This is a genomic window from Flavobacterium anhuiense (genome assembly GCF_050990855.1).
In the GTDB taxonomy this organism is placed as follows: Bacteria; Bacteroidota; Bacteroidia; order Flavobacteriales; family Flavobacteriaceae; genus Flavobacterium; species Flavobacterium anhuiense_C.
The window spans coordinates 1242280-1256659 of the sequence record NZ_CP158861.1 but is presented as its reverse complement, the minus strand read 5'-3'; the positions used below and the strand labels follow the sequence as shown (position 1 = coordinate 1256659).

Here is a 14380-nt window from a genome sequence, read left to right as displayed (position 1 = left end):
AGAACCGCTGAGAACTTGAAACTTGAAACTTTAAACAAAGAAAAAAAATGTTATCAATAAAAAACCTTCACGCCGCGATTGGTGATAAAGAAATCCTTAAGGGAATTAATATAGAAGTTAAAGCTGGAGAAGTTCACGCGATAATGGGACCAAACGGTTCTGGAAAAAGTACACTTTCTGCTGTTATTGCAGGAAATGAAAATTATGAAGTTACAGACGGAGAGGTTATTCTTGACGGAGAAGATCTTGCTGATTTAGCTCCAGAAGAAAGAGCACACAAAGGTGTTTTCCTTTCTTTTCAATATCCAGTAGAAATTCCTGGAGTTAGCGTAACTAACTTTATGAAAACTGCGATCAACGAAACTCGTAAAGCAAACGGACAGGAAGAAATGCCTGCAAACGAAATGCTGAAAGTGATTCGTGAGAAATCTGAATTGTTAGAAATCGACCGTAAATTTTTATCTCGTTCTTTAAATGAAGGTTTTTCTGGAGGAGAGAAAAAAAGAAACGAGATTTTCCAAATGGCAATGTTAGAGCCAAAATTAGCTATCCTTGACGAAACCGATTCTGGTCTTGATATCGATGCTTTAAGAATTGTGGCTAATGGTGTAAACAAATTAAAAAGCGACAAAAACGCGATTATTGTTATCACGCACTACCAACGTTTGTTAGATTATATCGTACCAGATTTCGTTCACGTTCTTTACAACGGTAGAATCGTAAAATCAGGAGGAAAAGAATTGGCTTACGAATTAGAAGAAAAAGGATACGACTGGATTAAAGCAGAAAATTAAAACAGTCGTAAAGTCGAAAGTCAAAAGTCATAAAGTCGAAAATACAATATGAGTAAGTTCAAATCTTTTGAGGAAATAAATTCTTGGCAAAAATCTCGAATCTTCAATAAGAAAATATATTTGATTACTGAGAATTCTAATTTCAAAAAAGACTTTGATTTTGCTAGACAAATAAGACGCGCATCACTTTCTATATCATCAAATATAGCAGAAGGTTTTGAGAGAAATACAGATAAAGAGTTTGTTTATTTTTTATATGTCGCCAAAGCATCTGCAGGAGAAGTAAGATCTCAATTATATTTAGCTTTTGATTTAGAATATATTATAAAAGAAGAATTTGAAATGCTTTTAGAGTCGGTTACAGAAATATCGAAATTATTAAGCGGTTTCATTAAATATTTGAGTCAAAAGTCATAAAGTCAAAAGTTGCAAAGTCTTTTTAGACTCAATTTAATTTATGATTTTTTCACAAAAATAGTCGACAATGTAAAGTCTTTCGACTTTCGACTTTCGACTTTAAGACTAAAAAAAGAAATGGATTTAAAAGAAAAATTAGTATCGTCTTTTATGGCTTTTGAAGAGCGTGTTGATGTGCATTCAGATTTGCACGACATCCGTACATCTGCTATAAAAAACTTCGAAAATAAAGGTTTCCCAACCAAAAAGGAAGAAGCTTGGAAATACACATCGCTAAATGCCATCTTAAAAAATGACTTTACGGTTTTTCCTAAGCAGGAAAGTGCAATCGAATTCAACCAGGTAAAAAAATACTTTTTACACGAAATTGACACTTATAAATTAGTTTTTATAGATGGTGTTTTCAGTTCGCATTTGTCTTCTACAACACACGACGGAATCGATGTTTGTTTGATGTCATCGGCATTAACCAAACCAAAATATAAAATGATTATTGATACGTACTTCAATCAAATCGCAAGTAAAGACGACAGTTTGACTTCATTGAATACTGCTTTTGCAATGGAAGGTGCGTTTATCAATATTCCGAAGAAAAAAGTTGCTGATAAAGCAATTGAGGTAATGTATTTCTCAACAGGAAATGAAGCCGCTTTAATGGTTCAGCCAAGAAATTTGATTATTGTGGGCGAAAATTCACATGTTCAAATTATCGAGCGTCACCAAAGTTTGAATGAAAATCCAGTTTTAACGAATTCTGTTACGGAGATTTTCGCTCAAAAACGTGCCATTGTTGATTATTACAAAATTCAAAACGACAATAGCGAAGCAAATTTAGTGGACAACACTTACGTTTCTCAACAACAAGAAAGCCACGCTTCTGTTCATACTTTCTCATTCGGAGGAAACCTTACTCGTAACAATTTAAACTTTTACCACTTCGGAGAAAGATTGACTAGTACGCTTAACGGAATTTCTATCTTGAATGACAAACAGCACGTTGACCATTATACATTGGTAAACCACGCACAGCCAAACTGTGAGAGTTTCCAAGATTATAAAGGAATTTTCTCTGATCGTTCGACTGGAGTTTTCAACGGAAAAGTTTTAGTAGAAAAAGAAGCTCAAAAAACAAATGCTTTCCAAAAAAGCAACAACATTTTATTGAGCGACAAAGCTACAATCAATGCAAAACCACAATTGGAAATTTTTGCCGATGATGTAAAATGTTCTCACGGATGTACTGTTGGACAGTTGGATGAAACAGCAATGTTCTACATGCAATCTCGCGGAATCCCGAAAAAAGAAGCTAAAGCTTTATTGATGTACGCATTCTCAAATGCCGTTATCGAAAGCATCAAAATACCAGAATTAAAACAAAGAATTACTAAAATCATTGCCATGAAATTAGGCGTTAATTTAGGATTTGATTTGTAATTTTTCTTAACCGCAAAGAGCGCTAAGGTTTACGCAAGGTTCGCAAAGTTTTTATTTAAGCTTTGCGAACTTTGCTTTTTATACAGCGAGTCTTTCCTGCGAGGTTTCCAAAACCTCGTAGGTATTTTATATTTACTTTTGAAACCTACAAGGTTTTAAAAACCTTGCAGGAATAAACAAGATCTTTCTTTTCCATAACACTAAAGTCATTTAACCTCTAATTTTAATAATTGATAAAATAATACCTAAAAAAAACAAGCCCAATCCGAATACTAAACAAATTGTATTAAATGGATGACCAATATTTACAGACCAAGCAATTCCGTTTAAAACAAAACCTGCTATTAATATTACAATTGGATGTAGTAATATTTTCTTCATAAGTTTATTTGTAATATTTCACAAAATTTCTGCACTGCCAACTAAATTAGGCCCTTCGTGAATCCACCAGATTTGTCCTTTATTCAAATATTTTTCAATTGGCTGATTAAGTAAAAACCTCACTGTAACTATTCTTTCTTCTCCCGGTTCAATGGTCGTTTCATTTTCAAAAACAATATCTCCCATAAAAGTTTGATTTATTTTTCCATCCTTATCATATTCAAAAACATGATTAGGTCTGTATCCGCTGATAATTCCTGTTCTCCTTCCTCCTTCAACAGTATTTTTTAATCTAAACTTTGCTTTGACAAGTAATAAGTCATTTAAATTTTCATATTGTAAATCTTTATAACTCATCAACGTATATTTGTCATAAGCCATAATGTCAAATACCTTAGAATTTCCAGAACTTAGCCAACGTTTATAAATCAGAGTTCCATTCATATATAAATAAAGCTCATCATTTTCTATTCTCTTTAAAATTGCCATTTATTCATTAAGCTATGTAGAATTTTACTTTTTATACTTTGTTGTTTATAGCAAGGTTTCCAAAACATTATCTAATATTCAACCTGACAGGTTTTAAAAGACCTATCGGGTTTTTAAAAGTTGACAAGGTTTAGTTTTAAGCTTTGCGAACTTGCGCTTTTACTTGGCTGCCGACAGCTATCGGGATTGCGGTTAAACTTGTCTTTGATGAAATGTTTTTAGCAAGTTAAAATTTTTGCTAAGGGGTGAGTAAAAAAAGTTTATTGGATTTTCTTCTAAATTTATTTTAAATATAATTTTCCCCAAACCTATCTCTTCAACATCTTTTAAATCGACTTTAACATCATCAAAATAAATACTTTTTTCATCAAATTCGATCGTTTTATATTTCTTAAACATTTGAATCAAAATAAACAAAAAAAAGGAAAAAAATATACAGAATAACAAAGCAGCAGTTTCCACAATCATACTATATAGCAAAAAACCCACTGATCCTACGAAAATTATTTTTGAAACTAAATTATACCAAAAACTAATTTCATCATTTAACTTATATCTCATATTTATTTCTTCACACTATCCATAACCTCCTTCAAAAACCCATTAAAATCAAATCCAGGTTCTTCTTCCCTTACTCCCATTCTCACGATCACCATATCTTTTGACGGAATAATCGCGACCATTTGTCCTTGATAACCACTGCAATAAAACATATCACGAGGAACATCTGGGAATTTTCCGCCTGCGTTTAACCAAAATTGAGCTCCGTATTTTCCGTCAGAAGTATTTGTTGGAGTTGCGGTGTATTTTACCCAACTTTCATCAAGAATTTGTTCGCCGTTCCAGTTTCCTTTATGGAGATATAATAATCCGAATTTTGACCAATCGCGCGGTGTTGCCCAACCGTAAGACGAACCAACGAAAGTTCCGCTCATATCTTGTTCTACAATCATTGAGTTCATTCCGATTTTGTCGATTACAGCGCTGTACCAAAAATCAAGATATTCTTGTTGCGTTTTAAATTGTCTTCTTAAAATCAGCGATAATAAATTGGTAGTTCCTGAAGAATAATTCCAATGTGTGTTGGGTTTGAATTGCGCTGGTTTTTCCAATTGTACTTTTCCCATATCTTCAGCCTGAAAAAGCATTTTTGTAGCATCGCAGATTGTACTGTAGTTTTCTTCCCATTCTAGACCCGAATTCATATGAAGCAAATCGTTTAGCGTAATATTTTTTCGTTCATCGTTTTTCCATTCTGCAACTGGAGCAGGTTTATAAATATCGATTTTTCCTTGTTTTGCCAAAACTCCAAAAGCCGAACTTGTAATACTTTTTGTCATCGACCAGCCTAAAATTTTACTGTCTTTATTAAATCCGGTATCGTATTTTTCAGCAATTAAATGGTCTTTATATAAAACTACAACGGCACGAGTTCTTTTAATTCTTCCACCCGTTTTATCGAAAGCATTATCAATTGCTTTTTTTAATTTCGAATAATCAACATTTGAAAATGCAGTATCTTTCGGTTCCTTATTTCCGTACGGAAAAGGAAGATTGTTTTCTAATTTTGTTCTCTTTGGAAGTAAATACGGTTTCGAAACATCAAAATCATCATCAATCAAAGTTGCTCCTAAACCTTCACGATAAATGGCTTTTCTTTCTTTCAATCCATAAACAGATGAAATCGCAAATTTCCCAGCATCATCAATTGAGTTTTTAGCCAAATCAACTAATTTAATATCATTGTCTGTTTTCTGAATTAAATCTAATGGACGATTGTCTATAAAATGCCCAGAAGCAACACTTTTAGCTGAAAAACCAGAAATCAAATCCAATTTAGGATACGTTGTGAAACCGAAGTATAAAAAAGCAAGAACCAATACCAAAAGGAATACTTTAAGAAATTTTTTCATATGATTAGATATTTTTACTGCAATATAAATAATTTATGTTCACGATTTTAAGCATCAAATTAGAAAACTGTTTCAGATAATTCAGAAAACCGAATTGATTTTTACGGAATCAGCATTTACGTCCTCAATCAATGGCGCCATAAAAGGAAATTATAGAATTGCTGTAGAAACAAATTTAGTTTTAGTACTTTTGTAAATAGATTTTTTCTAAATAAGACATGCTAGATATTCAAAAAATAAGAGCTGATTTCCCGATACTTTCTCAAACTGTAAACGGAAAGCCATTAGTATATTTCGACAACGGAGCTACTTCGCAAAAACCACAAGTTGTAATTGATGCTGAAGTAAAATATTATCAAGAAATCAACGCCAACATTCACCGTGGCGTTCACACTTTAAGCCAGTTAGCAACTGATGCTTACGAGGTTGCGCGTGGAAAAGTAAAAGAACACATCAATGCAAAACATGCGTACGAAGTGCTTTTTACTTCAGGAACTACACACGGAATTAATTTAGTTGCAAATGGTTTTGCTTCTATTTTAAAACCGGGCGATGAAGTAGTTGTTTCTTCTTTAGAACACCACAGTAATATTGTGCCTTGGCAAATGTTGTGCGAGAAAACTGGAGCGATTTTAAAGGTTATTCCAATCAATGACAATGGAGAATTAATCATTGAGGAATTTGACAAATTGCTGTCAGACAAAACGAAAATCGTTACGGTAAATCATATTTCAAATGCACTTGGAGTAATCAATCCGATCAAATATATTATTGACAAAGCGCACGCTGTTGGTTCTGCCGTTTTAATTGACGGTGCTCAGGCCGTTCCGCATTTAAAACCAGATGTTCAGGAATTAGATTGTGATTTTTATGCTTTTTCTGGTCATAAAATGTGTGGTCCAACCGGCACTGGAATTCTTTACGGAAAAGAAGCTTGGCTAAATAAACTTCCTCCTTACCAAGGCGGTGGTGAAATGATCAAAGAAGTTACTTTCGAGAAAACGACGTATGCTGATCTTCCACATAAATTTGAAGCTGGAACTCCAAATATCGCTGGCGGAATTGTATTAGGAACCGCAATTGATTATTTAAATGAAATTGGTTTTGAAAACATTCAAGCTTACGAACACGAACTTTTAGAACACGCTACAAAACGTTTATCTGAAATTGAAGGCATCAGAATTTACGGAAACACCAAAAATAAAGCTTCTGTAGTTTCGTTTAATATTGATGGAATCCATCCGTATGATGTTGGTTCTATTATAGATAAATTAGGAATTGCGGTTAGAACAGGACATCATTGTGCGCAACCAATCATGAATTTCTTCTGTATTCCAGGAACAATTCGTGCTTCTTTCTCTTTCTACAATACAAAAGAAGAAATCGACGCCATGGTTGATGCTGTGAAAAAAGCGCAAACGATGTTAAGCTAAAAAAACAAAACGTATGAGAATACTATCAATATTACTTTTAACTGTTTTTATTGTAGGCGGATGCTGCAGTCAAAAAAAGGTAGATATGAAATCGACACAAATTGAATATTCTGCACAATCACGAGGTTATTACAAAAGTATTGTTGTAGAAAATAAATCGGTTTCTGTTACAAAAGAACGTAATGGTGAAACTGTTAAAAGCGAAATCGACGAAGCAAAATGGAATAAAATTGTTGATGCTTTTTCTAAAGTGAATCTAGAAGGTCTTTCTTCGTTAAAAGCTCCGACTGATAAAAGAACTTATGATGGTGCAGCAATAGGAAATTTAAAAATAGTAAAAGATGGAAAAACGTATGAAACACCAGGTTTCGACAATGGTTTTCCTCCTAAAGAAATCGAAAAACTAGTTAATTTATTAGTTGATTTTTCTAAAGAATAATTATGACAATAAAAGAAATACAAAACGAAATAATAGACGAATTTTCAATGTTTGATGACTGGATGCAGCGTTATGAATACATCATCGAACTAGGAAAAAGTCTTCCCTTAATAAAAGAAGAATACAAAACCGATGATAACTTAATTAAAGGCTGCCAGTCTAAAGTTTGGTTACAAGGAGAACAAATCGACGATAAAATTGTCTTCACTGCAGACAGCGACGCTATTTTGACAAAAGGAATAATTGCAATTTTAATTCGCGCTTTCTCGAATCAAAAAGCAAAAGACATTCTAGAAGCAGATGTTGATTTTATTGACGAAATTGGATTAAAAGAACATTTATCTGCAACCCGCGCCAACGGTCTAGTTTCGATGGTAAAAAATATCAAAATGTACGCTTTGGCTTTTGACGCAAAAAATAAATAAAATATGAGACTAACTCTTTGTTTGTTATTTTTAGTAGCTGGAAATCTTATTTTTTCTCAAAATAGTGAAAAAGTAAAATCTTCTTTAATTAATTTCAAATATGAACAAAGACCAAATTGTGTTCTCAATGAAAAAGGATTATACGCTGACAAATTATATTTAGAAGCAAATTTTCCTGATTTAAGATATGAATTTCTTGACAATGAAACTTCAAAAACAACAGGTTTTATTGCCCTCAAAGAATTCAAAGAAAACGATTTAAAAAAGTTATATAGTTTACTATATCATACAACTCATATAATTGAGGGATCATATGACCCTGCAAAAAATTATACGAAGTTTACAGTGACACGAGATGTTGATTATCTGAATAATTCATTCGAAAAAGTATTCAATAAAAAATTCAGAAAGTTTAAATATTTTGTAAAAGTAAATTACAACAAGAAAAAAATTAAATTCAAATATCCTTCAAATAGTCACGAACAAACTTTTGAAGAGAATTTAAGAGAGATCAAGTTTGCAGACAATGACTCATTAAACGGAAAATATATTTACAAAACAGAAAATCGAGTATACACAGATTCTGTAGAATTAAAGGAGAAATACAATAACAAAATCACTCCGTATGTTGTGTTCTCAAACGCAAAATTTGGAGTTCAAAAAATAATCAATGTAGAATATACTATTGATTTAAAAACATATAGCAAATAATAAAATGGAACAAGAAATAGACACAAACGAATTAGGAGAATCAATCGTAAGAGTTTTAAAAGGTATTTACGATCCTGAAATCCCTGTAGATATTTACGAATTAGGATTAATTTACGACGTAATGGTAAACACAGATTACGAAGTAAAAATCTTAATGACACTAACTTCGCCAAACTGCCCAGTTGCTGAAAGTTTGCCAAGAGAAGTAGAAGAAAAAGTAAAAACAATTGAAAACATCAAAGATGTTGACGTTGAAATTACTTTCGATCCGCCTTGGAGCAAAGATTTAATGAGCGAAGAAGCAAAATTAGAATTAGGAATGCTTTAATTAGTCATAAAGTCCAAAGTCATAAAGTCTAAAAGTTAAAGACTTTATGACTTTCGACCTTCGACTTTCAGACTAAAAAAATGGAAGAAATCATCAATAAAGTTGCCAATAGTGCTTTAGAAGTTTTTGATTTAGAGGATTATTATCCAAAAGGAATGCGAGTGCAAATTGACATTTCGCAATGGCTTTTGGAAGGATTTTTATTGAAAGAAAAAGACTTTAGAGAGCATCTTAAAAATCACGATTGGTCGCAATATCAAGATCAATATGTTGCTGTATATTGCAGTACTGACGCCATTATTCCCGCTTGGGCTTTAATTCTGGTAAGTGTCCACTTAGCGCCTTTTGCTAAAAAAGTAGTCAACGGAACTATTGAAGATCTTGATGCTAGTCTTTATGAAGAAATCCTAAGCAAGATTGATTATACTGCTTACAAAGGCAAACCTGTCATTGTAAAAGGCTGTTCTAAAAAACCAGTTCCAATGAGAGCTTACATTTTAGCTACCACTTACCTACAGCCGTTTGCGAGAAGCATTATGTATGGCGAGGCATGTTCTGCTGTACCTTTATACAAAGAATCTAAGAAATAACCTTCAATATCACCTTAGTACCCCTTAACTTTCCATTGGTTTTTAGTATATTTGATTATACACTCTAAACTAAAAACCATGAGAAAGATAACCGTATTACTTTTCATTTTAGTGAACTTCACTTTTGTACAAGCCCAAAACACCGAAAAAGAACTTGCTCAAAATACTGAAAAAGCTGTAAAAAAAATAAATGACACTATTGAAAAAGAAGGCTGGAAAGCAAAAGGAACCGTATCCCTTTTATTAAACCAGTCAAGTTTCAATAACTGGATTGCGGGAGGTGAAGACAGTTTCTCAGGAACACTCGGAATCAATTACGATTTCAACTACAAAAAAGACGACATAACTTGGGACAATAAAGTTCTTGCTTACTACGGTCTATTGCAAACTAAAAATGCCGATTTCGAGAAGAAAACCGATGACCGTTTCGAATTCAATTCCGTTGTCGGAAAACGAGCATTTGGAGAATGGTATTACTCTTATTTCTTAAACTTCAGAACGCAGTTTACGACTGGCTATATTTACGGACAAGACGCAAACGGAAAAGAAATTAGAACCGAAAACACCAAATTTATGTCTCCAGGTTACCTAACAACGGGTCCTGGTATTTATTGGTCAAAAGATGAAAATCTCAAAATAAATTTTGCACCGTTAACCTCAAAATTCACATTTGTAGACAAAGCTTACACCACAGCCATCGATCCCGATACGGGCTTGCCTTATCCAGACGGCTATTATTTTGGTGTAGACGCTAATAAAAGCATGCGTTACGAACTTGGATTTTACGCTTCAGTCTATTACAAACTGGCCATTATGACCAATGTAACTGCTGAAAATACCTTGAATCTATATTCTAACTATTTGGAAGATCCTCAAAATGTCGATATTAACTACTCTTTAAATATTGTCATGAAAGTCAATAAATTTCTATCTGCAAATTTTTCTTTCCAAACGATATATGACGATAATGCATTTAAAGGATTTCAAACCAGAGAAGTTTTCGGAATGGGAGTTAATTTCGGATTCTGATAAGAAGCATCACAAAAGGGCATTTTAATAAACATGGTTTCCCGCTTTCGGCGATATCTCGCTATAGCCCGAGCCCGGGCCAGCAAGGATACCGCCTCTATCGGGGCTAGATACAAACAAGTGGCTTCTTTTAAACATTAGCAAAAAATAAACAAAAGAATGCAACGGATTAAAGCATTGTGCAGATTAAAAAATCCTTTTTAATCTTATAATCTGTGGCAAGAAAAAACGGCTTTTGATTTCTCAAAAGCCGTTTCTATTTTATTCTTCTTCCTTTTCAATTGCATCCTTATAATCCGGATACAAAAACTTATTATATGGGAATCGCGTAATATGAATCTGACGAACCGCTTCATAAACCGTTTCTCTAAATTCTTCAAAGTTTTCTTTATTTCTAGCAGAAATAAACAATGCTTTATCCTCTCCTACATTACTCATCCAAGTTTGTTTCCATTCGTCAAGGCTATAATGTTTACGGGTTCTTTCAGTAATTAAATCATCCTCATCGATAGTAAGATGTTTGTAAGCATCGATTTTATTAAAAACCATAATCGTTGGCTTATCGTTGCTTTTTATCTCTTGCAAAGTCTTATTTACAGACTCGATATGATCTTCAAAATCTGGATGCGAAATATCGACCACATGAAGCAATAAATCTGCTTCACGCACCTCATCTAAAGTACTCTTAAACGAATCAACCAATTGCGTCGGCAATTTTCGAATAAATCCAACCGTATCAGAAAGTAAAAAAGGAAGGTTTTTAATCACCACTTTTCTAACGGTTGTATCTAATGTCGCAAATAATTTGTTCTCAACAAAAACATCACTTTTACCAATTGCATTCATCAAAGTCGACTTTCCAACATTGGTGTATCCAACCAAAGCTACACGAACCATTGCGCCGCGGTTGCTTCGCTGAATACTCATTTGCTTATCAATCGTTTTGATTTTATCTTTTAGTAACGAAATTCTATCACGTACAATACGTCTATCCGTTTCGATCTCCGTTTCTCCAGGTCCACGCATACCGATACCTCCTTTTTGACGTTCAAGGTGCGTCCATAAACCAGAAAGTCTTGGTAATAAATATTGGCACTGCGCCAATTCTACCTGTGTTCTTGCGTATGAAGTTTCGGCTCTTTGTGCAAAAATATCCAAGATAAGGTTGGTTCTGTCTAAAATTTTACAGTCAATAATTCTTGAAATGTTTTTTTGCTGTGATGGCGTTAATTCATCATCAAAAATTACAGTCGATATTTTATTTTCTTTTACAAAAAGATTGATGTCATCAATTTTCCCTGTTCCAACAAAAGTTTTCGGATTAGGGCGCTCCATTTTTTGCGAAAAGCGTTTAATAACTTCACCACCAGCAGTAAAAGTCAAAAACTCCAATTCGTCTAAATATTCATTTAGTTTTTCCTCACTTTGATTCTGAGTTACAATACCAACGATAACTGTACGCTCAAAATTTATAACTTCTTTTTCTAACATAGTCTTGAATAAGCTGCAAATTTAATGATTTGTCAGCTACAATCAATTATACAATTTTGTTTTTACGTTTATATTAAGAGAATAAACTTCAAAAAAAATGGAACCCGTCGAGATAAACTCAACTAAAGTTCCACTTTTCAAATGAATGGTCTAAGTTTAAAACCTTTATTCGTAAATAAACGTTTTTTCCGTTTTCACAATTCCGTTTTCTTCTATTTGAGAACAAGAAATCGGATAATTTAATTTGTTGTATTTGTATTTTCTGCTCACCGCAACTAAAGCTGTAGATGACGGGCTGAAATTCATTTCATTATTATATGAGATAGATTCAAACTCAAATTCTTCTTCGTGATACGAAATCATCGGAACAATTACTTTATAATTATCTCCAAAAAGACTTTGAACAATTAACTGATCAACCGATTTTTTGTCATCATAAGTGTATGTTTTTGAGATTTTATCTCCAACTAATCCTTTATGTCTAGACACATTATCGTTTACATAAACGTATTCCAGTTTTCCAATAATTGCTTTGTTTCTATCTCGTGAAGTACGTCTTACAATAATTCCGTTTTCAACAAGATATTCGATATCGTCAACCAAATTTTGGTGATTAGTGCTCTTTTTTGTCGTTACTTTTACCCTTGCACCTTCGTAAACAAACGAAACCACTTTTGTAATATAATTTGGCCCTTCTTGGTATTTTTTTACAAATTTAGTAATGTTATTATCAGCGTTGTAAGTGTAGTTTATTACTTCTTTCCAGTCACTTCCAACTTTATCTTTTACTGTCATATCCAACAAACCATTTTTGTTGTAATAAAAATGCTGTATAACATCTGAAGTAGTTATCGTTTGAAGTTTACCCTCTTTAAAAACCATTGTCTTGTTAACAATTTCTCCGTCTTTAGAATTTTGGTAATTGGTTTTTACAATGTTAATCTGCTTTAATTTAACATCGTCTTGACTGTGCATCAAGCAAGGAAATACCATCATTAAGATGGCAATAAAGTAGGTTTTCATATTTGTTTATGTATTGATTTGGGAAGACCAAAATACAAAATTCAATTAGATTTTAACGTTTTGAAATACAAAAACTACAAACTTTTCAATAATACTTTAAAAATCAGCACATTATTTTCATTATTACAAATTAGTCCTTATTTCTCTCCAAAAATCTTAATATCATCTACCATAAAAGCGCCATTTAGTGTTTTGTCTTTTCCAGAACCAATATATTTAAAGGCAATATTTATGTTTCCAGAATAAGCAGAAAGATCGATTCCGCCCGAACTTATAAATTCCCTTGAAGGCGTTGAAAGTGTTGGCACTTTGGCTTCTAATTTTGCCCATCTTGCCGTGGCCACATTAGCTCCGTCAAAATTAGTTGAAACGTATACTTCTAACGTATTTAAAGGCGAATCCATTTTTAAATCATGTTGGGCACTCCTAAATGAAAGAACTGCATTTCTATAACCTGTGACGTTTATTTTAGGCGAAACCAGCCAAGCCACATTCTCCGCGGCAGTTGTGCTTGTCGTATTAAATTCGGCATAACCGTTTCCGGAATACACCATGCTTTTCCACAATTTTGTCGCTTTTTCTACAATATTACTCCAGCCTGGAAGGGTAAAATTGACATTGTTTTTTACTGACTGAAAATCTTCAGAAAAAAATGGTGTATTTCTTTTTCCGTTCATCACTATATCACTTTCATAACGAACCATAAACTGATAGTCTGAGCCAAATTTTGTCAAAACTCCCCGTACTTTCCCATTTCCTTCTGGTATAGGTTGGTCGGCAAATTTTGCATATGAGCTTGTTCTAAAAATAATTTGATTTCCTGTTTTGTCTCTCAAATACCAGTTGGTCGAACCTCCAACATTATTAGATTCTTCAAAATAGTGTCGTCCTAACGCTGCTTCGGTAAATTCAACATCCTGTAATTCAATTAAAGTATTGAGTTTAGCATCAGAAAGCGCTTCCTCAACAGAAAGCGATTGCACCAGCTGATTTTCATCTAAAATAGAACACGAAGCATTTAAAACATTTTTATATTCGTTTTGAGAAACTCTTCCAATTGTCGGATCTCCAGCACTGCTCACATACAAACTTCCGATTCGCAAACCACCATAATACAAATCTGTAAATTGATTTTTTAGTTTTACGTAGACTTTATTTCCCACACGATAATCAATGTAGGTATTTGCGACATCAACAGGAACACTAAAACCAATCGCTGGCGTTGCTTCTGTTTCTTTTGTTTGCAATGAAATCGATTTGAAAAAGTTACCGCCTTCGTCACTTGAAACAACATACGCTTCTATAACATCTTCATACAAATATTGTTTCGCTGTAGTTCCCGAAAGCTCGTAGATTTTTTCTACGGTTTGGTTTACCGAAAGATTTGGCTGCGTACAGACTAATTCTGGTGTTTCAATTTCTTTACTGCAACTACACAGCAAAAATAATACTAAGCATAAAATTACTTTTTTCATGATGCATT

Annotated in this window: 17 protein-coding genes; 10 read left to right on the top strand and 7 right to left on the bottom strand. The window is 33.2% G+C overall.

The features are described from left to right. The first annotated feature begins 47 nt into the window (after positions 1–47). From sufC to sufD, 3 genes are all read left to right on the top strand, one after another. The gene (sufC, locus tag ABTV69_RS05760) at positions 48–794 is read left to right on the top strand and encodes a Fe-S cluster assembly ATPase SufC (protein WP_008466070.1); all 747 of its coding nucleotides are present in this window, start codon (positions 48–50) and stop codon (positions 792–794) included. 48 nt (positions 795–842) lie between these two features. Next, positions 843–1211, top strand: coding sequence for a four helix bundle protein (locus tag ABTV69_RS05755; protein WP_433834694.1), 369 nt, complete (start codon positions 843–845; stop codon positions 1209–1211). 117 nt (positions 1212–1328) lie between these two features. Beyond that, positions 1329–2645, top strand: coding sequence for a Fe-S cluster assembly protein SufD (sufD, locus tag ABTV69_RS05750; protein ID WP_433834693.1), 1317 nt, complete (start codon positions 1329–1331; stop codon positions 2643–2645). Positions 2646–2855: 210 nt separating this feature from the next. Here the strand turns inward: sufD and ABTV69_RS05745 are convergent, their stop codons facing one another. The 4 genes from ABTV69_RS05745 to ABTV69_RS05730 form a co-directional block, all read right to left on the bottom strand. Further along, the gene (locus ABTV69_RS05745) at positions 2856–3026 is read right to left on the bottom strand and encodes a hypothetical protein (RefSeq protein ID WP_433834692.1); all 171 of its coding nucleotides are present in this window, start codon (positions 3024–3026) and stop codon (positions 2856–2858) included. 18 nt (positions 3027–3044) lie between these two features. Further along, a complete protein-coding gene (locus ABTV69_RS05740) occupies positions 3045–3515 on the bottom strand; it encodes a hypothetical protein (protein WP_433834691.1) in 471 nt (156 codons plus the stop codon). A 192-nt stretch (positions 3516–3707) separates the two neighbouring features. Further along, the gene (locus ABTV69_RS05735; RefSeq protein WP_433834690.1) at positions 3708–4076 is read right to left on the bottom strand and encodes a hypothetical protein; all 369 of its coding nucleotides are present in this window, start codon (positions 4074–4076) and stop codon (positions 3708–3710) included. A 2-nt stretch (positions 4077–4078) separates the two neighbouring features. Then, on the bottom strand, positions 4079–5428 hold the full coding sequence (locus ABTV69_RS05730) for a serine hydrolase domain-containing protein (protein WP_433834689.1): 1350 nt from the start codon (positions 5426–5428) through the stop codon (positions 4079–4081). A gap of 218 nt (positions 5429–5646) precedes the next feature. Here ABTV69_RS05730 and ABTV69_RS05725 point away from each other — a divergent pair, with 218 nt between their 5' ends. The 7 genes from ABTV69_RS05725 to ABTV69_RS05695 all read left to right on the top strand — a co-directional run bounded on the left by ABTV69_RS05725 (position 5647) and on the right by ABTV69_RS05695 (position 10383). Continuing rightward, positions 5647–6861, top strand: a complete 1215-nt coding sequence (locus ABTV69_RS05725; RefSeq protein WP_433834688.1) for an aminotransferase class V-fold PLP-dependent enzyme — start codon at positions 5647–5649, stop codon at positions 6859–6861. 13 nt (positions 6862–6874) lie between these two features. Beyond that, the gene (locus ABTV69_RS05720) at positions 6875–7300 is read left to right on the top strand and encodes a hypothetical protein (RefSeq protein WP_433834687.1); all 426 of its coding nucleotides are present in this window, start codon (positions 6875–6877) and stop codon (positions 7298–7300) included. 2 nt (positions 7301–7302) lie between these two features. Then, positions 7303–7725, top strand: coding sequence for a SufE family protein (locus ABTV69_RS05715; protein WP_433834686.1), 423 nt, complete (start codon positions 7303–7305; stop codon positions 7723–7725). A gap of 3 nt (positions 7726–7728) precedes the next feature. Further along, a complete protein-coding gene (locus ABTV69_RS05710) occupies positions 7729–8436 on the top strand; it encodes a hypothetical protein (RefSeq protein ID WP_433834685.1) in 708 nt (235 codons plus the stop codon). A 4-nt stretch (positions 8437–8440) separates the two neighbouring features. Beyond that, entirely contained in the window at positions 8441–8764 is a 324-nt protein-coding gene (locus ABTV69_RS05705) for an SUF system Fe-S cluster assembly protein (RefSeq protein ID WP_012023258.1), read from the top strand. An 80-nt stretch (positions 8765–8844) separates the two neighbouring features. Beyond that, a complete protein-coding gene (locus tag ABTV69_RS05700) occupies positions 8845–9354 on the top strand; it encodes a DUF2480 family protein (RefSeq protein ID WP_433834684.1) in 510 nt (169 codons plus the stop codon). Positions 9355–9432: 78 nt separating this feature from the next. Further along, positions 9433–10383, top strand: coding sequence for a DUF3078 domain-containing protein (locus tag ABTV69_RS05695; RefSeq protein WP_433834683.1), 951 nt, complete (start codon positions 9433–9435; stop codon positions 10381–10383). Between the two features lie 261 nt (positions 10384–10644). Here ABTV69_RS05695 and hflX read toward each other — a convergent pair whose 3' ends face one another. The 3 genes from hflX to ABTV69_RS05680 form a co-directional block, all read right to left on the bottom strand. Then, positions 10645–11874 (bottom strand): GTPase HflX, encoded by a 1230-nt coding sequence (hflX, locus tag ABTV69_RS05690; protein WP_433834682.1) that lies wholly within the window; start codon positions 11872–11874, stop codon positions 10645–10647. Between the two features lie 165 nt (positions 11875–12039). After that, the gene (locus ABTV69_RS05685) at positions 12040–12897 is read right to left on the bottom strand and encodes a hypothetical protein (protein WP_433834681.1); all 858 of its coding nucleotides are present in this window, start codon (positions 12895–12897) and stop codon (positions 12040–12042) included. A gap of 137 nt (positions 12898–13034) precedes the next feature. Then, a complete protein-coding gene (locus ABTV69_RS05680; RefSeq protein WP_433834680.1) occupies positions 13035–14372 on the bottom strand; it encodes a DUF5689 domain-containing protein in 1338 nt (445 codons plus the stop codon). Positions 14373–14380: the final 8 nt, after the last annotated feature.